Source organism: Parasutterella muris (genome assembly GCF_943193095.1).
GTDB lineage: Bacteria > Pseudomonadota > Gammaproteobacteria > Burkholderiales > Burkholderiaceae_F > Parasutterella > Parasutterella muris.
The window spans coordinates 50641-72922 of sequence record NZ_CALPCV010000010.1; the positions used below are offsets into that span (position 1 = coordinate 50641).

General features: G+C 49.6%; 19 protein-coding genes, 1 tRNA gene and 1 pseudogene. 17 read left to right on the forward strand and 4 right to left on the reverse strand.

Features of this window, described 5'->3' with window-relative positions:
• Positions 1 to 123 precede the first annotated feature (123 nt).
• Positions 124 to 2031, reverse strand: coding sequence for a molecular chaperone HtpG (gene htpG, locus NFR90_RS05260; protein ID WP_251451202.1), 1908 nt, complete (start codon positions 2029 to 2031; stop codon positions 124 to 126).
• Positions 2032 to 2261: 230 nt separating this feature from the next.
• On the opposite strand from htpG, the gene NFR90_RS05265 reads away from it, so the two are divergent.
• Entirely contained in the window at positions 2262 to 3470 is a 1209-nt protein-coding gene (locus tag NFR90_RS05265; RefSeq protein ID WP_160335105.1) for an aminotransferase-like domain-containing protein, read from the forward strand.
• 57 nt (positions 3471 to 3527) lie between these two features.
• On the opposite strand, the gene ypfJ is transcribed toward NFR90_RS05265, so the two are convergent.
• From ypfJ to NFR90_RS05280, 3 genes are all read right to left on the reverse strand, one after another.
• On the reverse strand, positions 3528 to 4400 hold the full coding sequence (ypfJ, locus tag NFR90_RS05270) for a KPN_02809 family neutral zinc metallopeptidase (RefSeq protein ID WP_251451204.1): 873 nt from the start codon (positions 4398 to 4400) through the stop codon (positions 3528 to 3530).
• Between the two features lie 115 nt (positions 4401 to 4515).
• The gene (gene parC, locus NFR90_RS05275) at positions 4516 to 6891 is read right to left on the reverse strand and encodes a DNA topoisomerase IV subunit A (RefSeq protein ID WP_370267717.1); all 2376 of its coding nucleotides are present in this window, start codon (positions 6889 to 6891) and stop codon (positions 4516 to 4518) included.
• A 393-nt stretch (positions 6892 to 7284) separates the two neighbouring features.
• Positions 7285 to 9261, reverse strand: a complete 1977-nt coding sequence (locus NFR90_RS05280; protein ID WP_160335102.1) for a DNA topoisomerase IV subunit B — start codon at positions 9259 to 9261, stop codon at positions 7285 to 7287.
• 414 nt (positions 9262 to 9675) lie between these two features.
• Here NFR90_RS05280 and NFR90_RS05285 point away from each other — a divergent pair.
• From NFR90_RS05285 to NFR90_RS05355, 16 genes and pseudogenes are all read left to right on the forward strand, one after another.
• A tRNA-Arg gene (locus tag NFR90_RS05285) sits at positions 9676 to 9750 on the forward strand.
• 272 nt (positions 9751 to 10022) lie between these two features.
• Positions 10023 to 10184: pseudogene (locus NFR90_RS11640) on the forward strand (phage terminase large subunit family protein); the annotation flags it as partial.
• A 36-nt stretch (positions 10185 to 10220) separates the two neighbouring features.
• The gene (locus NFR90_RS05290) at positions 10221 to 11342 is read left to right on the forward strand and encodes a terminase gpA endonuclease subunit (protein ID WP_308645416.1); all 1122 of its coding nucleotides are present in this window, start codon (positions 10221 to 10223) and stop codon (positions 11340 to 11342) included.
• Entirely contained in the window at positions 11336 to 11875 is a 540-nt protein-coding gene (locus NFR90_RS05295) for a hypothetical protein (protein WP_251451206.1), read from the forward strand. The genes NFR90_RS05290 and NFR90_RS05295 overlap by 7 nt, the downstream gene beginning before the upstream one ends.
• Positions 11872 to 13353: a phage portal protein gene (locus NFR90_RS05300; protein WP_251451208.1), complete on the forward strand. Its 1482-nt coding sequence runs from the start codon at positions 11872 to 11874 to the stop codon at positions 13351 to 13353. Before NFR90_RS05295 ends, NFR90_RS05300 begins: the two co-directional genes overlap by 4 nt.
• Positions 13334 to 15274: a phage major capsid protein gene (locus tag NFR90_RS05305; RefSeq protein WP_251451210.1), complete on the forward strand. Its 1941-nt coding sequence runs from the start codon at positions 13334 to 13336 to the stop codon at positions 15272 to 15274. The genes NFR90_RS05300 and NFR90_RS05305 overlap by 20 nt, the downstream gene beginning before the upstream one ends.
• 41 nt (positions 15275 to 15315) lie before the next feature.
• Positions 15316 to 15519 (forward strand): hypothetical protein, encoded by a 204-nt coding sequence (locus NFR90_RS05310; protein ID WP_251451212.1) that lies wholly within the window; start codon positions 15316 to 15318, stop codon positions 15517 to 15519.
• Positions 15512 to 15826: a hypothetical protein gene (locus tag NFR90_RS05315; RefSeq protein WP_251451214.1), complete on the forward strand. Its 315-nt coding sequence runs from the start codon at positions 15512 to 15514 to the stop codon at positions 15824 to 15826. Before NFR90_RS05310 ends, NFR90_RS05315 begins: the two co-directional genes overlap by 8 nt.
• A complete protein-coding gene (locus tag NFR90_RS05320) occupies positions 15823 to 16359 on the forward strand; it encodes a phage tail protein (protein ID WP_251451216.1) in 537 nt (178 codons plus the stop codon). Before NFR90_RS05315 ends, NFR90_RS05320 begins: the two co-directional genes overlap by 4 nt.
• A 50-nt stretch (positions 16360 to 16409) precedes the next feature.
• Positions 16410 to 16892 (forward strand): hypothetical protein, encoded by a 483-nt coding sequence (locus NFR90_RS05325; RefSeq protein ID WP_251451224.1) that lies wholly within the window; start codon positions 16410 to 16412, stop codon positions 16890 to 16892.
• A complete protein-coding gene (locus NFR90_RS05330) occupies positions 16885 to 17109 on the forward strand; it encodes a hypothetical protein (RefSeq protein WP_251451232.1) in 225 nt (74 codons plus the stop codon). Before NFR90_RS05325 ends, NFR90_RS05330 begins: the two co-directional genes overlap by 8 nt.
• A gap of 4 nt (positions 17110 to 17113) precedes the next feature.
• The gene (locus NFR90_RS05335) at positions 17114 to 18604 is read left to right on the forward strand and encodes a phage tail sheath family protein (RefSeq protein WP_251451234.1); all 1491 of its coding nucleotides are present in this window, start codon (positions 17114 to 17116) and stop codon (positions 18602 to 18604) included.
• Between the two features lie 12 nt (positions 18605 to 18616).
• Positions 18617 to 19159, forward strand: a complete 543-nt coding sequence (locus tag NFR90_RS05340; protein WP_251451236.1) for a phage major tail tube protein — start codon at positions 18617 to 18619, stop codon at positions 19157 to 19159.
• Positions 19160 to 19171: 12 nt separating this feature from the next.
• Complete coding sequence (locus NFR90_RS05345) at positions 19172 to 19444, forward strand: phage tail assembly protein (RefSeq protein ID WP_251451238.1); 273 nt, start codon at positions 19172 to 19174, stop codon at positions 19442 to 19444.
• A gap of 232 nt (positions 19445 to 19676) precedes the next feature.
• The gene (locus NFR90_RS05350; RefSeq protein ID WP_251451240.1) at positions 19677 to 19955 is read left to right on the forward strand and encodes a hypothetical protein; all 279 of its coding nucleotides are present in this window, start codon (positions 19677 to 19679) and stop codon (positions 19953 to 19955) included.
• Between the two features lie 56 nt (positions 19956 to 20011).
• A complete protein-coding gene (locus tag NFR90_RS05355; RefSeq protein ID WP_251451242.1) occupies positions 20012 to 22276 on the forward strand; it encodes a phage tail tape measure protein in 2265 nt (754 codons plus the stop codon).
• Positions 22277 to 22282: the final 6 nt, after the last annotated feature.

The following is a 22282-nucleotide window of genomic DNA, read 5'->3' on the forward strand; positions in this document are numbered from 1 at the left end:
CCTCTCATCAAAACAGTCTGCTATGTTAACAGTACTCGCCCCTAATCTCTTTTAGGAGCATAAATGAAAAACGGACAGCCGCCTGAGCTGTCCGCCTTATAAATACCAGCGATCAATCAGTCATTAATTGATGGTCGCTCCGTCCTTTGCCGTGTCAAGAAGCATCTGATTCATTCTCTTGACGAAACCGGCCGGATCCTTCAGCTGCTCGCCTGCCATCAGCTGAGCCTGCTCAAGCAGAAGTTTTGCCCACTCGCCGGAGAAGGCACCGCTTTCCTTGAGTCTGGAAACCAGCGGATTGTTCGGGTTGAGCTCAAGAATCGGTTTCGGATCGGGAACATCCTGACCCGCGGCGCGCATCATGCGAACAAATGCCGGATTAAGTGCGTTCGGATCCGTCACGATGCAAGCCGGAGAATCCGTCAGACGAAGCGTCATGCGGACATCTTCAACCTCGTCGCCAAGAGACTCTTTGAAGCGTTCCACCAAGGGCTGATATTCCGTCTGAACTTTGGCTTTCTCTTCTTTCTCTTCAGCGTCGCTAAGCTCTCCAAGATCGAGATCCCCCTTGGCGATATTGACGAGCTGCTTGCCGTCAAACTCAGTCATAAACTGAGTCATCCATTCGTCAATCGGGCCGCTCAGAAGAAGCACTTCAATATCCTTCTTTCTGAAGAGTTCCAGAAGCGGGCTCTTGGCAGCGGCTTCGGTGGTTTCTCCTGTGACGTAGTAAACGGAGTTCTGACCGGTCTTCATGCGGCTGATATAGCCCTCAAGCGTGACAGAGGGTTTGCCTTCGCTTGACGTGGAAACGAATCTCAGCAGTTTGGCGATACGGTCCTTGTTGCTCGGATCTTCGCCAAGGCCTTCTTTCAGAACGTTGCCGAACATCGCCCAGAACTTGTCGTAATCAGCGGCACGGTTTGCGGCCAAGTCTTCGAGCATGGAAAGCACACGCTTTGTTGTGCCGTCTCTGATCACACGCAGATCGCGGGTCTGCTGAAGAATTTCACGGCTGACGTTCAGCGGCAGGTCTTCCGAATCAATAACACCGCGGATAAATCTCAGATATCTCGGCAGAAGCTTGCTCGAGTCATCCATAATGAAGACGCGCTTTACGTAGAGCTTTAAGCCGTGCACGCTCTCTCTGTCCCAAAGATCATAGGGAACGGTCGAGGGAACATACAACAGCTGAATATATTCGTTGCGGCCCTCCACCTTGTTGTGCGTCCAGCAAAGCGGATCACTCGAATCGTGGGAAAGGTGATGGAAGAATTCTTTGTACTGATCTTCCGTAATCTCGGATTTCGGACGAGCCCAGATGGCCGAGCCCTGGTTAACCGCTTCCCATTCACCGGTCTCAATTAATTTGTCTTCCTTATACTCGTCTTTGCCCATCAGGATCGGCGTGGAAATATGGTCGGAGTATTTCTGAAGAATATTGCGGATACGGTATTTGCTGACCAGATCGCGGTCTTCGCTCTTAATAGAAAGAATCACATCCGTGCCGAAGTGGTCACGCGTTGTATTTTCGACCGTGAACTCGCCCTCTCCGCTGCTCTCCCACATGGTTGCGGCGTCAGCCGGATCACCGGCTTTGCGCGTAATCACGGTAACTTTGTCCGCGACAATGAATGCAGAATAAAAACCGACGCCGAACTGACCGATCAGCTGAGCATCCTTCTGCTGATCACCGGAAAGGTGCGCAAAAAATTCTTTTGTGCCGCTCTTGGCGATCGTACCAAGATGTTCAATGACTTCACTGCGCGTCATGCCAATGCCGTCATCGCTAATCGTAATTAACTGTTTTTGTTCATCCACTCCAATACGAATGGACGGGTGCGGATCCTGTTTTAACAAGGCCGGATTGTCCAACGCCGCAAAACGCAGCTTATCAATAGCATCCGAAGCGTTAGAAACCAATTCACGCAGAAAAATCTCCCGATTGGAGTACAGCGAATGCACCATCAGGTGAAGCATTTGTTTTACTTCAGTCTGGAAGCCCAAAGTTTCTTTTTTGTTTTCTGACATTAATAACCTCACAGAAATTAATTACCTATCTAACACTCTATTTGGTGTCAATTTTCTAATTTTCAAACACCTTTTGTTGTAATATCTTCTGCGCATAGGCAAATAGGGGAACTCACCCTCTTCCCTTACCCGTTTTGGTTCAATGCCTGTACGTAGAACTGTCAAAAGCAGCTAAAAAATTTCAGTTATCCTCGCGTTCGTCGAGGCATTCAATAATTAAAGGCCTATCAATGTCAGAATTTGAACTTTCCGCGACCCCGCCGAAATCCGTTCGCACGCGCGGGTCTCAACGATCTATTATTCGCGAGCTTTTAAAGCTCGCTTCCAAACCGGACGTTATTTCTTTCGCGGGTGGTCTGCCTTCACCGAAAAGCTTTCCGGTTGAAGCCATTGAAAAAGCGACTGACTGGGTTTTGGAACACCACGGCGCTCAGGCGCTTCAGTACTCAAGCACGGAAGGCGAACCGGCTCTGAGAAAAGCAATCGCCGAACGCGAAACAGAATTGAGCGCTCCGGTTGAAGCGGACAATATTCAGATTGTCTCCGGCTCTCAGCAGGCGCTGGACCTCATCGGCTCGGCCTATGTTGATGAGGGTTCCGTCATCGCGGTGGAAAATCCGACTTACCTCGGCGCGCTCTCCGCTTTCAAACTGCAGAGACCGACTTTCTTAACCATCCCAACTGACGAATACGGCCTCAACCCCGATAAAATCGGTCCGGAATTCCGCGGCATCCGCTTCGCCTACGTGATTCCGACATTCCAGAATCCGACCGGCATTACGCTTTCCGAAGAAAGAAGAAAGAAACTTGCGGAAAAAGCCCGCGAATACGATTTCTGGATTATTGAAGACAACCCCTACGGTGAGCTCTGGTATGATCATCAGCCGCCGAAACCGATCCGCTGCTACGCTCCGGAAAGAACGTTAACTTTGGGTACCTTCTCAAAGGTCCTCTCCCCCGGATTCCGACTCGGTTATGTCGTCGGCCCCAAAACCGCTCTTGATCCGCTTATCGTACTCAAACAGGCGGTTGATCTGCACACTTCCACATTCACGCAGCTGATTTCCGCTCGTTGCCTGGATACCGGCCTGATGAATGCGCATATGCCGGCCGTTCGCGAACTCTACAAAACACAGTGCAGCTGTATGCTCGAAGCGCTCGAGAAATACTTCCCGCAGGGAACAAGCTGGACTAAACCCGACGGCGGAATGTTTATTTGGGTCACTCTGCCCGAATACATCAATACCGATGAGATGATGAAAGAAGCACTCGATCGTAAGGTCGCCTATGTTCCGGGTTCTGCTTTCTATGCTAATGAACCGGAACTCAATAAGATGCGTCTGTCTTTTGTCACCGTTCCTCCGGAAAAGATTGACGCCGGTATTAAGATCCTCGCTCAGCTCGTCAAAGAAAGAATCGACGCCCGCGAGGCCAAATAAATAATTAAGGGCGTCCGAAAGACGCCCCGCCGAAAGCCGCTGTCCGCAGCGTTTTTTTTATTTAGCGCCCGCCGCAAACGTATTGCATGCTTCCGGATTTCCGCTGTCAAACCCGGTCTTAAACCAGTAATAGCGCTGCTCGGACGAGCCGTGCGTGAAACTGTCCGGAACCACTCTGCCCTGCGCTTGTTTCTGCAGGCGGTCATCTCCGATCGCAGTCGCTGTCTTAAGCGCTTCTTCCAAGTCGCCCTTTTCAAGGATACCTTCTTTATTCATTTGATGGCCCCAGACACCCGCGAGGCAGTCGGCCTGAAGTTCAAGACGGACAGAGAGCTGATTGGCTTCCTTCGGACTCACCTGCGACTGCAGTTTCTGAACCTGAGGCGCGATGCCGAGCAAATTCTGGACATGGTGTCCGACTTCGTGCGCCAGCACATAACCTAACGCGAAATCTCCTCCGCCGCCAAGCCTCTTCTGCATATCCTTATAGAAGGACAAATCCACATAAAGCTTCTGATCCTGCGGACAGTAGAACGGGCCCATAGCCGCCTGACCGTAACCGCAGGCCGTCTTTGTGGAACCGGTATAAAGAACCATCTTCGGTGGCGTATACGCCTTTCCGGAATTTCTGAAAATTTTTCCCCAGGTGTCCTCTGTGGATTTCAGCGCAACAGAAGAGAACTTCGCAAGTTCTTCCTCCTGAGCCGTCGGCTTGTAGGGAACGGACTGAGTGGTCTGCGTCTGCATCGAGGAGTCCAGACCCAGCAGCGGTGTGAGATCGATGCCGTAATAACCGGCGACAAGCACAACCGCTAAGACCGCAAGCCCGAATTTCCCTCGCGGCATAGGAAATCTTCCGCCCGGCATTCCGCCGCCCTGACCTCTTCGGTCTTCAACGTTCTGACTGCCTTCTCTGTCTTTCCACAGCATCACAGCACCTTTATAAAAATGCACGTCTACATTGTAGATTTGAGCGTCTGCGGCAAAAGAAGAAACGCCCCAATTGAGGATATCAACGGGGCGTTGCTGCAGCTGCCGAATTTCGCTAAATAATGGTTGACTCTGTCTGAGCTCTTTCTTCCGGCGACATTTCTTTTTCAGGCTTGTTCTGTCTGAGTTCCAGGAATGTCCAGCGAGCTTCAACAAATCTTCCTTTGCGGCCTCTTCTGGTGCGGAAATCTTCAACGGAACGCGGACCAACCACCAGTTCCTGAATCTTTCCGCCTCTGCCCTTACCGACAACAATAACGCCGTTGGGCGCAATCGGGATCGCAGAAACAAGCTTTTCTCCCTCGCTGATCATCATCAGCGAAACGCCTTTGCCTCCGCTCGATCGTGCGCTCAGCTCGTCGACGGAGAAGACAACCAGTCTGCCTGAACTTGAGAGCGCGGCGATCCATCCGGTAATCGGAGAAACCGTACGGATCGGAAGCGGCTTCGCGCCTTTTTCCAACGTAAAGAATGCTTTACCGGCTTTTTGACGAACCGCAAGGTCGCCCGCCTTGCAGAAAAAGCCCACACCGCTGTCCGAAGAGAATAAAAGCTTTGTATCGTCCGAACCTGCAAAGTAATCTAGCGGCCTGTCGCCGTCCTGAAGCTGAACAAATGCGCTGATATGTGTTCCGTCTCCGCGTCCGCTCGGCAGCTGCGAAACCGGAACACAGTAAATTCTTCCGCTGTCAGAGAGGACATATAAGTTGTCGACACTGCGGCACTCAAACGACATGCGATAGGCGTCTCCGAGCTTATAGTTCATCGATTTGCAGTCGATAGAATGACCGCCTCTGCTGCGCACAAAACCCTTTTCACTGATAATGACAGTGACGGGTTCGTCCACAACACGCTTGGTCAGAGCCGCGGTCTGCGCTTCCTCAATTAACGTTCTTCTTTCATCTCCGAACGTTTCGGAATCTTCCTCAATCTCTTTAATAATCTGTTTTCTGAGCTTGCGGTCATTATCAATCAGCTCCGTCAGTCTCTCTTCTTCTTTGCGAAGCTTATCTAGCTCTTTCTGCATCTTGATCGGATCCATGCCGGAGAGCTGACGCAGACGGATTTCCAAAATGTCTTCCGCCTGTTTATCCGTTAAATGGAAATGATCCATAAGTCCGACCTTAGGATCGTCCGCTGTACGGATAATTCGGATTGCCTCATCAATATCGATAATGATCGTGAGACGACCTTCCAAAACATGAATACGCGCGCGGATTTCCTCTCGGCGGAAGCCGCATCGCGCAAGAACTGTTCTGATTCGGAAAGAAATCCATTCGTTCAGGATTTCTCTGAGCCCTTTCTGCTTCGGCTTGCCGTCAACACCGATAAGAACGAGATTAAATTTACAGCTGACTTCAAGGCTGGTCTTGCTGAATAAAACATTCAGCAGTTCATCCCGGTCAACCGTTTTGCTCTTCGGATCAATAACAATTCGAATCGCGGCCTCTCCGTTTGATTCGTCTCTGACAGAAGAGATCACGTTCATGAGAAGCTGCTTGTCCTGCTGCTGTTTGGCGCTCAGCGTCTTTTTACCGGATGATGCTTTCGGATTGGTCAGAGAGTCAATTTCCGACAGTACTTTCTGCGCGGATACTTTATAAGGAAGCTGATCAATCACCAGCTGCCAGAGACCTCGGCTCAAATCCTCGAAGTGATAAACCGCGCGAAGCTGAAGCGAACCGTAGCCGGACTGATAAGCCGAAAGGATATCGGACTGCGGCGAGATGATCTGGGCCCCGCCCGGAAAATCCGGACCGGGAATAATTTCCAAAAGTTCTTCCGTTGTCGTTTCCGGCTGATCAATTAGTTTGACAGTAGCGGCCGCGACCTCTTTAAGGTTATGAGACGGAATCTCAGTGGCCATACCCACCGCGATACCGCTTGAGCCGTTTAAAAGGAGCATCGGAAGGCGAGCCGGCAGAAGCGTCGGTTCTTTGAATGCGCCGTCGTAGTTCGGGACAAATTTAACGGTTCCTTCGTCAATTTCGCTCAGCAGAAGTTCCGAATACTTAGACAGTTTTACTTCGGTATAACGCATTGCGGCCGCGCCGTCACCGTCGGCCGAACCGAAGTTGCCCTGACCGTGCACCAGCGGGTAGCGCATCGTGAAGTCCTGAGCCAAGCGCACCATTGCGTCATAGGCCGCCGAGTCACCGTGCGGATGGTATTTACCGAGCACGTCACCGACGACACGCGCACTCTTGACGGTTTTAGCGTCCGGGGACAGCCCCAAGCGCTTCATCGCGTAGAGAATACGGCGCTGAACAGGTTTCATGCCGTCGCAGACATCCGGAAGCGCGCGCCCCTTAACGACGGAAATCGCATACTCCAGATAGGCGCGGCTTGCGAAATAAGCCAATGTCAGTTCATCAACATCCGTTTCGGCGTTCTTCATCGCCTCTTCAACGATGTCTGTTCCGCTGAGCATCGCAGGCTGAGGGACCATTTCCGCGTCAACGATTTCCGCTTCAACTTTTTCAACTACGGCTTCTTCGTCTTTGGCGTCCTGCTCAATCAGCTCAGCCGCGGCGCTTTCTGCCTGCGCGACTAAAGTCTCCGCCAAATCGGTCTGAGCGGTGTCTTTTTCTTCGACACTCTCGCTTTCCGATCCGTATTCGTTTAAATCAAACAGGAAACCGGAGCCGGCACCGATGTCTTCCTCCTGAGCGGAGTCAGCGGATGTATTTTTTTTCGTATCACTGTCAGTTTCTTCCGGAATCTGAGGCTCTTCAGCCATCATTTCCTCATCAAAGAAGCTGGTTTGATCCTTTTCAGTTAATTTTCTTTTTTTATTTTCTGCCATTTGACTGTCCGCAATACGTTAAATATCCGGTTCAAACTGATCGCCGTGACGTTCAATCCATTCCTTGCGCGAATCCGCTTCTTTTCCGGCCATCAGAATATTCATCGCCTTTTCGGTCAGCTCGTCACCCGGCGCGCCGACTTTAATCGGCAGCAGTCTGCGGGTTTCAGGATCAAGCGAAGTTTCTTTCAGCTCCTGCCAATCCATTTCTCCCAGACCTTTAAAACGCGAGATTTCAATCTGATTTTCTTTGTACTTTTCCTTTTTAAGCCTTTCCAAATTCTGTCTCAGTTCTTCCTCGTTAAGGCAGTAAATTCTCCGCTCTTTTTTCTTCGCGGTCTTAGCCACTTTAATCTTAAAGAGCGGAGGCATCGCGATAAAGATGTGTCCAGTCTCCATAAGGTAGGAGAAATGACGGTAGAAAAGCGTCAGAAGAAGCACCTCGATGTGAGAACCGTCAACGTCGGCATCCGCCATGATGCAGATTTTTCCATAACGCAGGCCGGAGATGTCTGGTTTTTCCCCAACCGCATGAGGATCCACACCGATCGCAACAGAAATATCATGAACTTCCTTATTGCCAAAGAGCAGGTTTCTGTCCACTTCCCATGTATTCAGGACCTTGCCTCGAAGCGGAAGAACCGCCTGATATTCTTTATCTCTTCCTTTCTTTGCCGAGCCGCCCGCGGAGTCGCCTTCCACCAGGAACAATTCATTTCTGGTGATGTCTCCGCTCGTGCAGTCGGTCAGTTTTCCGGGCAGAACCGCGACGGACGAACCTTTTTTCTTTTCAATTTTCTGAGAAGAATGCTGTCTTGCCTGAGCCTGTTTCACAAACATCTCGGCGAGTTTCTTCCCCTCTTCGATATGGCTGTTCAGCCAGAATTCCATCTGAGGGCGAACGAAGGAAGAGACCAGCTTTAACGCTTCCTTACTGATCAGTTTTTCCTTAACCTGGCCTTGGAACTGAGGGTCGAGAACCTTCGTATTCAGAACGAAGCTTGCTCTTGCGAACACATCCTCGACGATCAGACGAACACCTTTGGCACCGAGGCCGTGGGTTTCCATAAAAGATCTGACCGCCTGATAAATTCCGTCTCTCAAACCGGCTTCGTGAGTTCCTCCGAGCGGGGTAGGAATCAGGTTAACGTAGCTTTCGCGCTCGAGATTACCTTCTTCCGTCCAAGTCACAACCCAGGCTGCGCCCTCTCCTTCGGGGAACATTTCGTCCTCTTCGGTCGCATATCCTTTTGCTTCGAACGGAGTGACGATCGACTTACCGGAAACCTGATCGAGCAGATACTCTTTGAGGCCGCCCGTATATTTCCAGGTTTGGCGAATGTCTTCGGCTTCATTGATGTAGATGACTTCGCAGCCCGGGAGCAGTACTGCCTTGCTTCTAAGAAGACGAATCAGCTGAGCCCGCGGAATCTTCGGGCTGTCAAAGTACTTAGGATTCGGCCAGCAGCGAACTCTTGTTCCTGTGGCCCGCTTCGGCCTGGGAGATTTGATGCTTTTCAGCTCTTCTTTAACAAAGCCGTTTTCAAAAGCGATCGTACTTTCGAGGCCGTCACGCCATACGGTAACTTCCAGGCGGTTTGACAGAGCGTTTGTCACAGACACGCCTACGCCGTGCAGACCGCCGGAGAATGAGTATGCTCCGCCTTCTTTCTTATTAAATTTACCACCCGCGTGCAGTCGTGTGAACACCAATTCGACCACCGGAGTCTTTTCCTGCGGATGCAGACCGACCGGAATGCCGCGTCCGTCGTCTTCAACGGAGATTGAACCGTCCGCGTACTCGGTAAAAATGATTTTTGTTCCGTATTCCGCAAGAACCTCGTCACTGGAGTTATCAATAACTTCCTGGATAATATGCAGCGGACTATCCGTCAGAGTGTACATACCCGGTCTTTGTTTAACCGGCTCCAGACCTTTTAGGACTGTGATGGAACCTTCTGAGTAGGTTTGAGCTGCTTCATTAATTGCGGACATACGGTTGGAATAAGTAAAACAAAAGACAAAAGCGCAAAGTTCTATTTTATCAAAAGGCCTGCAGGTGTTAATTCATATTTTCACTGCCGTGTCCGACTTCGAAGCAGGGAGTCGGTTTCGTCGCTCATGAGCCGAAAATCAAAGAAGGAATGCCATCGAAAATTGAGCAGCGCGTCTCCGGTACCGACCGCTGAGAGACTCAAACAGCCGCCGAAATAGCGATTTCCTTCTCTTAAAAAACGGCTTTGCCGTACAAAAAGAACCTTTAAGCCGATTCAAACAACCGGATAAGGCCGCACTTCAGAACCTCGGCCTGTTGAACGAAAAGTCTCCAGACACAAACCACAAGAATTTTGCCCTGTTTGGAAGACGTTCCAACTCGTAAATTAAAAATGCTTTAAAATTACTCGCTCCGGCCCCATAGTTGAATGGATACAACGTGGTCCTCCTAAGACTGAAGTACAGGTTCGATTCCTGTTGGGGCCGCCAAAACCCAAAAACAAACAAAACCAAACGAGCACAAACCAATACAAACAAACAGTTAAACACCTTGAATATCAGAGGTTTTTCTTGGTTTAGAAGAAAGTTCCAATAACAAACTAATGCAAATAAAACCTAACTAGTCCAAAATGATGTTTATGGCAAAACTAATGGCACTAGTTTTTATATGAATCTGACTAAAAATTTTATTGCTACGGCAGCTGACGGACTGTACAGTGACTCCGGCTCTAAAGGATTATATTTAAGAGAAATGTCCGCACTGCGGCGAGTGGCAGACGCTGTCCTGGGAGAACGTCTCCTGGCAGCATGAGGAAGGCCGAAATCACGAAATCTTCGGCGACTCGTTGCCGGAAACTGCGGTCTATAACTGCCCGCACTGCGGCGTCCAGTGGTCGAATGAGCTGAAAAACCGCGCGGTCAAAAACGGAGAGTGGCGAGCGACCGCCGCCTTCACAGGCATTGCCGGCTTTTACATTAACGAGCTTTACAGCCCGTTTCCCGGATCGAGCCTGGCCGAAATCGCTAAAAAGTATTTGAGCGCTAAAGCGAAGCTCGATGCCGGAGACGACAGCTTTATGAAGAGCTTCGTCAATAACCAGCTCGGCCTTCCCTACGAATTCGCCAGTGACCTTCCAGACACTGCCGACCTGGCAGCACGCGCCGAGGATTATCCGGAGAAGACAATACCGGTCAACGGTGTGGTTTTGACTGCCGGAATCGACGTTCAGCACGACCGATTGGCCGTAATCATCCGCGCCTGGGGCGTCGGCGAGGAATCTTGGCTGGTTTGGTGGGGCGAAATTTACGGACAGACAATGGTTCCGGAGGCTGGTGCCTGGAAGGATTTGGATGCCCTGCTCCTTTCAGAGTTTCCGACTCCGAACGGCAGCAAGCTAAAAGTTCGAGCAGCTTCCATTGACTCGTCCGACGGCCAAACTTCTGACGCGGTTTACACGTTTGTCCGGAAAAGGAAACGCCGCGGCTTGATGGCGATCAAAGGATCTTCGGTCAACGATGATTCGAAGGAAATCTTCTCGACCCCGAGGGCTTCCGTTGATTTGAATTACAAACAGAAGGCTTCGAAGTTCGGCCTGCGTCCGTTCATTGTCGGAACCTCCAGAGCGAAAGACTTAATTCTTGGCGTGGACGCTAATGCCGGCCGCATCAAGCTCCAGGGCAAAGGCCCGGGGCGTATGCATTGGTACAAAGAGGTCCGTCCGGACTACTTTGAACAGTTGGTGAGCGAGGTAAAGGCTCCAGCCAGAAATTCCCGAAAAAGAGTCTGGCAAAAAAAGAGCTCGGTACGAAACGAGGCGCTGGACTGCGAGGTTTACGCGTTGCATGCAGCGCGCAGTTTGAAACTGCACATGTGGACCTCGGCCCGATGGCTCCTTGAATTTCAGCAGCAGGCTCAGGAATCGCTCTCGTTTGAAGCAGAAACCGAGACGATACAGCAGCCGATTGAACAGCAGCCGGCACCTCAGCCGCTCCCGGAAGAAAAAACCAAACCTAAGCGTAAGCAACAAATGTTTGACGGCTATGACGAGCCGCCACCTTATTTTGGAGACAGTGAATGGTAAGCATCATTGCAGGCGATTCGCACACCTGGCGATTGCTTCCGGTTCGATATTTGAACCCGAAAGAGATTCCGAAAAACGCGGCATGGTCCGCGTTTTTCAATCCGGCCGAAGGTAAGGATCAGCCGGCCCTGCTGGTTGAAACGTCTGGTGATTTTATCGTGATCATCATGCCCCCGGGGGTGTCCGAAAATCTCTCCGGAAAGTCCGGGGATGTATTGCTTCAGGTGTCTGGGAAAAATCTCCGGAAAACTTTCTTGGTTGAAGAGGTTTCCATCGTTTCGCTGGAAAACAGTCGCCCGGCTTCATTCAAGTCGAGGGCTCGCCAGTGCCTGGAGGCAGCTCAGCGCGCATTGGAAACCTATACAGGAACCAACGGGCATGTCAAAAGTTACACGATCGGCTCCCGTTCCATGACATTCAACTCCCCTCAGGAGCTGTTTGATCTCATCGAATATTGGAAAAAACAGGTTTTCCTTGAGGAATGCCGAGCCCGGGGCGTTGACCCGCATACTTTATTGGTTGAATTCAGATGAGTAAATCAAAGAAAAGAATCAAGAAAAATGGGCTTCGGTCATTTGAGTCTGCAAAAACCGGGCGATTAACAGCTGACTGGCTCAATGCCGGGGACACGACTCAGGACACTGAGTTGCGGGGTGATCTTAGAACGCTTCGAGCCCGCAGTCGCCAAATGATTCGTGACAATCCGCACGCCTTAAACCTGCGGCGAATGATCCAGAACAACGTCGTTGGCCAAGGCATTGGAATCCAGTGTCAAGTCCAAACGAAGGACGGGAAACCCGATCAAAAAACTAATGATCTGATTGAGGCCGCTTGGTATGAATGGTGCGAGGCAGACAACTGTCACGCCGCCGGCCGGCTGAATATGACTGAGATGATGAGGTTAATCATCGGCTCGGTTTTCCAGGACGGTGAAATTCTTGTCCGGAAAATTCACGACGGCTTTGGCCGCTCTGATGTCCCGTTTTGCCTGGAGGTCATTGAGTCTGACCTTCTGGTCGATAACGAATGCACTTTAACTCCGAGCCAGCGCGGCAATACGGTGCGGTTGGGCGTTGAGGTAAACCAGTGGATGCGTCCGCAGGCCTATTGGTTTTGGCCAAATCATCCGGGCGACATCAATGTTTCCGCCTATACACAGAACCAACTGCTCTACATTCCGGCCGTTGACATCGTCCATTTGTATTTGGTCGAGCGATGGCCTCAAACCCGAGGAACGCCGTGGCTGCATTCTGTCCTGAAAAAACTTCGGGACATGGGCGGTTATGTCAATTCCGAAATCGTGGCAGCAAGGGCGGCAGCAAATATTGTCGGCTTTGTGCAGCGAGAGATTGTCGATGATGGTGATCTGGAAAACGACGGGAAACCGATCCCGAAATATCTCCGGTCCGAACCCGGAATGTTCCAGCGCCTGCTCCCGGGAGAAAAATTTGAAGGCTTTACGCCGTCTCGACCCAACTCAAACATCGATGCATTTATGCGTTACATGCTGAGAGAAGTTGCCGCGGGCGTCGGGGTTTCCTACGAAACGTTGTCCCGCGATTATTCGCAGAGCAACTATTCCAGCTCCCGTCTCGCGTTGCTCGATGATCGGGATCAATGGCGGGTGTTGCAGACGTGGCTGATTGAAAAATTCCTGAAGCCTATTTTCTGTGACTGGCTGGATCACGCCGTTTTGTCCGGGCGTCTGAATCTGCCCGGATATTTCGAAAACAAGGAACGTTATCAAACAGTCAGATTCAAACCTCGCGGTTGGTCATGGGTCGATCCGGCAAAAGAAGTTACTGCATATATCAATGCTCGGAACGCCGGCTTTATGTCTGATAGCGATGTCGTTGCCGCAATGGGCAACGGCCAAGACTTTGAAGACATTTGCAAGCAGCGGGCAAAGGATAAAGCCACTGCGGAATTTTACGGAGTAACAACAAACAGTCAGGTTTTGAAACAGCAAAAGGAGAGTACGGAGGATAAAAGTGACGAAAAAGAGGACTGAGTTGACTGCGGACCAGCTTCGCGGACAAGTGCGTTCTGCAGTATTTGAACGTTCGGAGGATCAGAATTCGAGTGTGATTAGATTCCCGGTTGCATCCGATACGCCGATTCAACGGTGGTACGGACAAGAAATTCTGAGCCACAAGCCTGGTGCCATGGTTATGGGGGAGCGACAAAAAACGCTTCCCCTTCTTTTTAACCATGACCGCAATAAGTTAATCGGCATTGTCGAGAAACTCGATCAGGATGAACACAGGACCTATGCAACGGTCCGTTTTTCTTCTTCAGAGGACGGGCAAAAGGCTAAGGCGATGGTTGACGAACGAGTTCTCGTTAACTGCTCGTTCCAATACGAAATCAGAGATTACGACGAAATTCGTGGAGAAAACCGTGAGGACGATCAGATTATCGCGACCTCATGGGAAATCTTTGAGGTTTCCCTTGTAACTATTCCCGCCGATTCGAACGTCGGCGTTTACAGACATTTTGAAACCAACTTAAAGGAAAAAAAGATGGCAACTAGAGACCAAGAAAATTCTGAAAACACTGTTAATGATTCCGAGCAACAGGTCAGAGAAAATGTTCGCGAAGCAGCGATCACAGAGGCCCGTCGCGTGGAGGCAGAACGCGAACAGGTTCGCAAGGCTGAACGCCAGCGCATTGAGAATATTTATTCTCTCTGCCGCCAGTTCAATATCGAGGACTCCGAACGCGAAAACATGATCCGCTCCAATGAGTCCATCGAAAATATTCGCTCACATGTTTTAGATCTTCTCGGCAATCGTTCCGCCGCCCCGGTCGGAGCCGCTTCCAGAGGAATCTCCGAAGACATCGGTCTGACAGCCACAGAAAGAAGCAATTTCAGCCTGGTCCGTGCATTGAATGCAGCAATGACTGGCGACTGGAGTAAGGCGGGATTTGAACGCGAAGTTTCTCAAACGCTTGCAAAACGCAGCGGCCGCGAAACAAGCGGCTTTTTCATGCCCAGCGACATCACAATGCAGCGTGATACCACGCGCGGATATGTAGTTGGTCAGGCCACGCAGGGCGGGAACCTTGTTGAAAATGAGCTTCGAACTGGATCTTTCATTGATCTTCTTCGAGCAAAAGCAATGGTTACTCGTATGGGCGCGACCGTAATTTCCGGCCTTGTCGGAAACGTTGAAATTCCTAGACAAACCGGAGCATCGACTACATATTGGCTGGCTGAAAACGGAAAGCCGACAGAAAGCAACGCGGTGTTTGATAAGGTTGCTCTGAAACCAAAAACAATCGGTGCGATTTCTTCTGTTTCTAGAAATCTGCTGCTCCAATCCAGCATGAATGTTGAGGCTTTTGTCCGTAATGAGCTGGCTGTTTCTTTGGCTCTTGGCATTGACCTTGCTGCTCTCTGTGGCTCTGGAACAAACAATGAGCCTACCGGCATCGCGAATGTGCCGGGAATTTGCACAGTTGAGGGCAGTGAAAACGGCGCAGCTCTGACATTTGATCATCTCATCGATATGGAAACTCAGGTTGCCACTGAAAATGCTGACGTCACAAATATGTACTACCTGTGCAACGCAGCCACAATCGGCTTTTTGAAGAAGATTAAGAACTCTTCCGGCGATTACATCTGGAAACCTATCACTGAGGCGGTTCGTAATGGTTTCCCGGGTGAGGTCAACGGTTATGCTGTTGGCCGCTCTAATCAAGTTCGCGGTGGACTGACAAAAGGCACTGCAACAACCTGTAATGAAATTTACTTTGGCAACTGGGCCGACCTTCTCGTTGGCGAGTGGGGTTTCCTCGAAATCGACGTCAATCGCTACGGCGATTCCTGGAAATCTGGCGGCGTTGAAATCCGCGCATTGCAGTCAATCGACATTGCAGTCCGCCACCCGAAGAGTTTCTGCCTCTTCTCCGACGCTCTTCTGAGCTAATTCTTGAGGGGCTCGGGCCCCTTTTTCTTTGGAGAAACTCTATGAAATGCATTGTCAGACCCCAGTTTTATTTACATCACGAAGGCAAAGTTTTTTGCCCCGGGGAACTGGTCGATTGGCCCTCTGATAAACCACTGCCGGCTCCGTTAGAAAGAGCAACTCAGAAGAAATCGAAGGTCAAGGCCACTCCTCAGCCGATTGAATCTGATGAGTCTTTGGAGACGGAGCAGTCTGAAGATGAGTAACTATGACTCAATGTTTGCTGCTGATATTGAGATTTTCCTCGGCACTTTTGGGAGGGAACGTCGAATCGGCTCTCGAATCGCTCGATGTGTGATTGACAGGGATCTGGAGATTCAGAATGCCGGACGGGTATCCGAGCCGTTTTACGGGTTGAGTTCAAATCAAATTAGGATTTACGCCCGGATCGGTGACGTTGACACGCCTGAGGTGAATCAGACACTGTCAGTGGACGGAACGTTCCACCGTGTCGCGTCAGTGTCCGATGAACACGGCATGCTCGTGATTACATGCGAGGAAAACAACGAATGAGTTCTAATTCGTTTGCTCAGGCTCAACGGATACTCAAACGCGCATCCAGCCTCATCCAGCGAGCGTCGTTTGCGGCAATGGGGCGAGCAATGTCTCATGCTAAGACGGTGCTAGGCAAAGAGATACGAACTGAATATGCGATTAAGGCACGACGAGCTCGATCTGCGATTACGGCAAAACGAGTCAAGACCTCTGGTTCGACTCAAGCGGAAATTTTGGTTAGAGGCGGGAATCTCCTGGCCAGCGAGTTTTCTCTGAGACCAAAAACCGACACAACGGGCGGACGACGTAAAGCCGTCAGGCTGGGCATTCGAAAAGGCGGCGTGCAGCGCATCGATCGAGGTTTTGTCAGCAGAGGAGTTTTGCTGCGCAGAAAAGGATTCAGCTCATATCCGATAGAGCCAGTGTTCGGGCCTGCTGTTCCCGGCATGGCTGCTAATGAACGTGTGGTTGACGCAGTCCAGTCCGATTTCAAAGAAACCTACGAGAGACGATTAGAGCATGAAATTTCTCGACTAATGAATAAGAGGTGATAGTGGAATTAAATTTATGTGACTGCCTGAGGGTATTTCTGGCATCTCGGATGACTGACGTCGTTTTGCCGACGCGCGGTTCGAATATCGAAACTCCAGGGGAATCTCGGCAATTGAAATTCATTGACTCGTATCTACCGATCAAGAATAACAATTCAGATGATCCCTACCCGTTTGTTATGGTTCGCGCTGATTCGTCTGTTGCCGAATCGGAGAAATTGCAGATTGTTGTCTCAATCATTGTTGGCACATTCGCTGCGGATTCCGTTGGTTTTCGGGATGCGCTTAATGTGTGCAGCAGAATCCGAAACGAGATCCTGCCATTCACCCAGACTCCGCTGGATCAAAAATTTCATCTGCTCCCAAAAATCGAATGGGATACGTTAACTGACGATCAGCCCTGGCCGTATTGGCAAATGGGTCTAAAAACCACATGGGCTATTGATTTTCCGATAAACAAAACAGGAGGCCTGCCTAATACCGACGGTCTCGATGATTACAACGAGAAACTGAAGAAGGCACTTTATGGCTAAAGCAAAAATTTACGTCGGTCCACGTCTGCCAGGCTTGAACCGATTTTCTGTGTTTGAAGGCGGTTCGATACCGCCGCATATAAAAACGATGATCGAAAAGAGGCCCGCAATTGCAGGCCTCATTGTTTATGTCGACGAATTAGCTCAGGCGCGTCTGGACATTCAAAAAACCGGTCATCCCCTCAACGTTTTCTATAAAAAGATTTTAAAGGAGTGATTAAATGGCATATATGCATCGTGTGCACAGCTCTGAGGTAGCAAGCAGCGTTCTGCCTGTTGTCGCAGTTCCAAGCGCCATTCCATTCATTGTTGGAACGGCCCCTGTCAACATGACAGACGGCGGTTCTAATCAGGTGAAATATGTTCAAAACTATTCAGAGGCATTCGCCGCATTCGGATATGTTCCGCCTAAGGAGGATGCATCCTCCGGACTGAAAAAATATGAATACTCAATTTCTGAATTCATGTTCTCTCAGTTCCAGTTGTTCGGAGTGGGTCCTGCGGTCATTGTGAACGTGCTGGATCCTGCCAAACATAAAACTCAGGCAGCGACAACAACAGTCACGTTGGACACAAAAACAGCATCTGCAACTGTACCGGAAACCGGCATTCTGCTCGATTCGGTTGTTCTCAGCGGCACAGACAATTCATTGACGGTCGACGAGGATTATCTGCTCGCATTTGATGACATTGGCCAGTTGGTTATCACCTCATTGAAGAACCAAGATGGCGATTTCAGATGTCCAACCGGCACAGCGATCACATTTTCTGCCGATAAATGCGATCCATCTCAGGTCACAGCCGATGACATCATCGGTGGCGTTTCCATGGTAAACGACGTCGAAATCAAGAAGGGATTAGAGCTGATTGAGGATGTATTCCCGTTGTTTGGAATCGTTCCAGGCATTCTGATTGCTCCGGGATTTGCCAACAATTCAACTGTTGCGACTGTGATGGCAGCTAAAGCGGCCAGCATCAACGAGGTATTTCGAGCGATTTCTATTTGCGACATTCCGACTGAGGCAGTTAAATCCTATTCGGAGGCGTCTAACTGGAAAAACGAAAACAACATTGTCAACTCAGCTCAAATCCTGTGCTGGCCGATGTTGCAGCAGGACTCCGTGTTGTATCACATGTCGACCCAGTTGGTCGGGCTGATGGGACAGGTCGATGAGAACAACGGTGGAATTCCCTATGAATCACCGTCCAACAAAACGTTCAGCGCGACAGGTATGACGCTAGCTGATGGAACTGAAATCCCGCTCAGCCTGCCGAATGCAGAATACTTAAACGGACAGGGCATCGTAACAGGACTTAATTTTATCGGCGGCCTGAGAGCGTTCGGAAACAGAACGGCCTGTTATCCGGCAAATACAGATCCAAAAGATGCATTCATCCCAATCCGGAGAATATTCTGCTACATCACGAACACCGTGGTGCAAACCTGCTGGCCGCGTTTGGACAAACCGCTCAATCGTCGCCAGATCCAGACGATCACCAACACAATTCAGGTCTGGCTCAACGGTTTGGTTGCACGCGAATACCTGATTGCTGGCAGGATCGAGTTCCGAGAGGACGAAAATACAATCTCAGATCTCTCCGACGGAATTTCAAAATTCCACGTCACGATCACGCCGCCCTCTCCCAACAGAGAAATTGAATTTATCCTCGAATATGATGCGAGCGCCTTATCCGCGCTCTTCGCAGCCTAAAAGGAGGCGCCAATGACAGAAAATAATGGTGCAAACTACATTCCTGACCGCACAATCAATTTCAACGTAACTGCTGATGAGGGGAATGTTTTCCTCGGCATCGGCACTGTGGACATGCCTGAAATCCAGAGGATGACTGACACCCTCTCCGGTTCCGGTATCGCAGGCGAGGTTGAAACAACGATCCCGGGCCACTTCCAGTCGATGGAAACCACAATCAATTGGTCCAGTCTAACCCGCGAAGCATTTAATTTGCTCAAAGAAGGTCCTGTCAGTCTGACCCTGAGACTGGCACAGAACGAGATCAATGCGTCTGGAGACAGTAATCAAGTCAAGGCTGTGCGGATTCACCTACGCGGTCTGGTTAAAACTTCCGCTCTCGGGTCTGCAGAGGTGAACGCAAAGACGGAACAAACAACCGTTGTTGAGACAACATACCTCAGAGTTTTTATCAATGATGAGGAAACGCTTGAAATTGACAAGCTCAACATGATTTTTAAGGTTGGCGGTACAGATCAGATGGGCAACGTAAGGAAAGCCCTGGGAATGAATTAAACAGGAGACAAAATGAAATATGAATTTTTTAAACCTTATAAATTCGAAGATAAGGAATATTCCGAAATCGAACTAGACTTAGACGGTTTAAGAGGCTCCGATATTGAATCTGCCATGATCCAGGTTGAAGACCTAACCAAGATGGGGCAGAGAATTCCAACAGCAGCCAGTTGGAAATTTTTAGCCGCAAGAGCATCGAAGCTGCCTGTTGAGTTCTTTACAAACTTGCCGGCAAGAGACTGGTTAAAACTCTCCGGGATTGTCTCCCCTTTTTTCGACAGTTAGGACTAAGTGCTAAACATCCAATCCAAGATTTAAAGCGTCTTTGCGTTCGATTATCGCTAACCGACTGCAAGCTTTCTTTTTTGGATTGGTACAACATGCCAATAAGGGACTTGATGGAATGGTCTAGGATACTTCTTTCTGAATTAGAAAAGGTTCGGAAACTCGAAGAAAAGGCTTTTAAGAAGCCCAGGAACCCCCTATAATTAAAGAAATCACAGAAAAGAGGCCCGATATGTCATTAATAGATGATTTTCTTCATTCGATAGTCGGAATGATTTGGTGCGCAGCAATGCTCATCTTAGGACTGCCTCTTCTTCTCCTAGTTCCTTATATTGCAATCTTGATGGGATACGAAGCAATTCAAGAAATTGAGACTCCTCTTTATCGTGATCTGATTTACTTCGTTATTTTTGAAATTTGCTTGGTCACTTTTGTTGTGAAAACAACTTACATCAATTGGTTCAGGAAGCATCTTTGGAGGCTTCCTGAACTAAAAGATGATGAAACTTAACTTTTTATTTAATTTAAGAAAGCCGCCTTTGTGCGGCTTTTTCTTTGGATAACACCATGTCGGTATCTAAAACATTCGAGATGGCTTTTGTTGTCGGAGCGGCTTTGCAAGCACAATTTGCAACCGTAATGAATAAAGCGACACAAAAGACAACAAACCTAGAAAAGGCCGTTCAAAATCTTCAGAAGGCAAACTCAGATATAAGCTCCGTTCTGAAGCAAAGAGAAGCCACAGAAAAAGCTCGAAATGAATGGGTTTGGGCGGCCAAATCGGCCGATCAGTTAAAACGAACTCTACTTGGGATGTCAAATCCAAGCAAGTCATTAGTAGCTGAATTTAACCGAATGGAGTCCGCGTCTCTTAAGGCAAAGAATGCCTGGTTAGCTCAGAAAAATGCACTAGCTAAACTTGAATCAGAGACGAAAACTGCAGGGGTTTCCTTTGATACCTTACTAAAAAAGCAGACGGCTCTTCAAAAGAGGATGAAATTTGCCAAAAGCGGTCAATCCAGGCTGGATGCTGGAAGGAATCTGATCAATTCAAGCAAGGGCTACGCAGCAACAACTGGAGTCGCAATGTTCTCGCAAATGGCGGGAGCAGTAAAAACCGGAGCAGACTTCGATGCCGCTATGGCTCGTGTGGGCGCTGTTTCCGGAGCATCCGGGGAAGATCTTCTCGCCCTCCGAGAACAAGCTAAGACTCTGGGAAAATCTACTGTTTGGTCTTCTTCTCAGGCCGCTGAGGGACAGCAATTCCTTGCTATGGCTGGTTTTTCTAAAGATCAAATCCTTAAATCTATGCCGGGAATGCTAGACCTCGCCTCAGCCGGAGGTATTGACTTAGGAACGGCCGCCGATATCGGCTCAAATATTTTGACCGGTATGGGTCTGGACGCATCAGAAATGGGGCGAGTTGGAGATGTCTTAACTAATACGTTCACCAAATCCAATACTAATTTGTCCATGCTCGGAGAAACGATGAAGTTTGCAGCCCCGGTGGCTAAGTCTTTAGGCGTTTCACTTGAAGAAGCGGCTGCAATGGCTGGCAAATTGGGAGATGCAGGTATTCAGGGATCCATGGCTGGCACAACTCTTAGAGCTGTGATGCTACGCCTATCAGCTCCGAGTAAACAAGGCGCAGAAGCTTTAGATGCTTTAGGAGTTAAGACCACTGATGCCGCCGGCAATATGAGGAAGATTCCGGACATCTTGGCCGATTTGAACAAGGCAATGGCAAAGATGCCAGAAGCACAAAAAGCAGCCTATACAAAGGCCATTTTTGAGACAGAGGCTATGTCAGGGGCTTTTGTTCTCATGGAGCAGGCTGGGAAGGGAGCTTTGCAAGAATTTACAGAAGCCGTGAAGAAAACCGGGACATCACAACAGGTTGCAGCCGACCAAAATAATAATTTAGTTGGTGATTACAAGGCGTTTACGAGTGCGATCGAGGGATTGACTATTGCTTTCTATGAAAAGCTGGAGCCTGCACTTAGAAAAATTACTCAGGTCGGCACGAAAGCTGTAAGTTGGGTAACAGATTTCGTAAATGAGCATCCAAAAATCACGGCGGCATTCGGGACTCTTGCCGGAGGAATTGGAGCGTTTGCAAGCGCTGCTTTACCTGCTTTCACTTTATTTAAGACCGGGTGTTTTATTTTTGGCTTGTTCAAGTCGGTAATTGGAGCAGCTCAAATTACGATGGCTGCATTTAATTTAGTGTTATCGGCTAATCCGATCGCCATGGTTGTAACGGTTATTGGTACAGCTATCGCGGCAGGCGTCCTTCTCTATCAAAACTGGGAATCAGTAAAAGAGGTTGCTTCCGAAACTTGGGATACTATTAAAAATGCATTTTCCGGCCTGGGTTCATTTGTTGGCGGGGCGTTTGAATCAGCCATGATGGCGGCCAAAGCGCCAATAAATGCCATGATTGCAATGGTCAACTCCGTCATTGAAAAAATCAATGAGTATTCGAATGTTCAGGTTCCATCGTGGGTCCCGGGGATTGGAGGCCAAGGGCTCGGATTCCAGCTCAATCCGATACCTCAGCTGGCCGGTGGAGGCATTGCAACCTCCTCAACTTTGGCCAACATCGGAGAGGGAGCCGAGCCAGAGGCAATTCTGCCGCTCTCTCGCCTTGATTCGATGCTGGGTAATTCGATGGTATCCCCTCCTCCCTCTGTCAATGTGAATCTCACGGTGAATGTACAGGGAACTGGTAATGCAGCATCCGATATACGGCAAGGAGCGTCCGCCGCTGCGTTCGATCTCAAACGCGAACTGGAGCGTATGCTGGCAAACGAACGCCGATTGGCGTATTGAGTGAGG

What these genes read in the sequence shown, in the direction of transcription:
- parC (WP_370267717.1), bottom strand. Translation starts at nt 6,891, where the DNA reads ATGCTCAGCGGAACAGACATCGTTGAAGAGGCGATGAAGAACGCCGAA.
- NFR90_RS05330 (WP_251451232.1), top strand. Translation starts at nt 16,885, where the DNA reads ATGGCTAAAGCAAAAATTTACGTCGGTCCACGTCTGCCAGGCTTGAAC.
- NFR90_RS05310 (WP_251451212.1), top strand. Translation starts at nt 15,316, where the DNA reads ATGAAATGCATTGTCAGACCCCAGTTTTATTTACATCACGAAGGCAAA.
- NFR90_RS05295 (WP_251451206.1), top strand. Translation starts at nt 11,336, where the DNA reads ATGGTAAGCATCATTGCAGGCGATTCGCACACCTGGCGATTGCTTCCG.
- NFR90_RS05335 (WP_251451234.1), top strand. Translation starts at nt 17,114, where the DNA reads ATGGCATATATGCATCGTGTGCACAGCTCTGAGGTAGCAAGCAGCGTT.
- NFR90_RS05300 (WP_251451208.1), top strand. Translation starts at nt 11,872, where the DNA reads ATGAGTAAATCAAAGAAAAGAATCAAGAAAAATGGGCTTCGGTCATTT.
- NFR90_RS05355 (WP_251451242.1), top strand. Translation starts at nt 20,012, where the DNA reads ATGTCGGTATCTAAAACATTCGAGATGGCTTTTGTTGTCGGAGCGGCT.
- NFR90_RS05340 (WP_251451236.1), top strand. Translation starts at nt 18,617, where the DNA reads ATGACAGAAAATAATGGTGCAAACTACATTCCTGACCGCACAATCAAT.
- ypfJ (WP_251451204.1), bottom strand. Translation starts at nt 4,400, where the DNA reads ATGCTGTGGAAAGACAGAGAAGGCAGTCAGAACGTTGAAGACCGAAGA.
- NFR90_RS05320 (WP_251451216.1), top strand. Translation starts at nt 15,823, where the DNA reads ATGAGTTCTAATTCGTTTGCTCAGGCTCAACGGATACTCAAACGCGCA.
- NFR90_RS05265 (WP_160335105.1), top strand. Translation starts at nt 2,262, where the DNA reads ATGTCAGAATTTGAACTTTCCGCGACCCCGCCGAAATCCGTTCGCACG.
- NFR90_RS05280 (WP_160335102.1), bottom strand. Translation starts at nt 9,261, where the DNA reads ATGTCCGCAATTAATGAAGCAGCTCAAACCTACTCAGAAGGTTCCATC.
- NFR90_RS05345 (WP_251451238.1), top strand. Translation starts at nt 19,172, where the DNA reads ATGAAATATGAATTTTTTAAACCTTATAAATTCGAAGATAAGGAATAT.
- NFR90_RS05350 (WP_251451240.1), top strand. Translation starts at nt 19,677, where the DNA reads ATGTCATTAATAGATGATTTTCTTCATTCGATAGTCGGAATGATTTGG.
- NFR90_RS05325 (WP_251451224.1), top strand. Translation starts at nt 16,410, where the DNA reads ATGACTGACGTCGTTTTGCCGACGCGCGGTTCGAATATCGAAACTCCA.
- htpG (WP_251451202.1), bottom strand. Translation starts at nt 2,031, where the DNA reads ATGTCAGAAAACAAAAAAGAAACTTTGGGCTTCCAGACTGAAGTAAAA.
- NFR90_RS05315 (WP_251451214.1), top strand. Translation starts at nt 15,512, where the DNA reads ATGAGTAACTATGACTCAATGTTTGCTGCTGATATTGAGATTTTCCTC.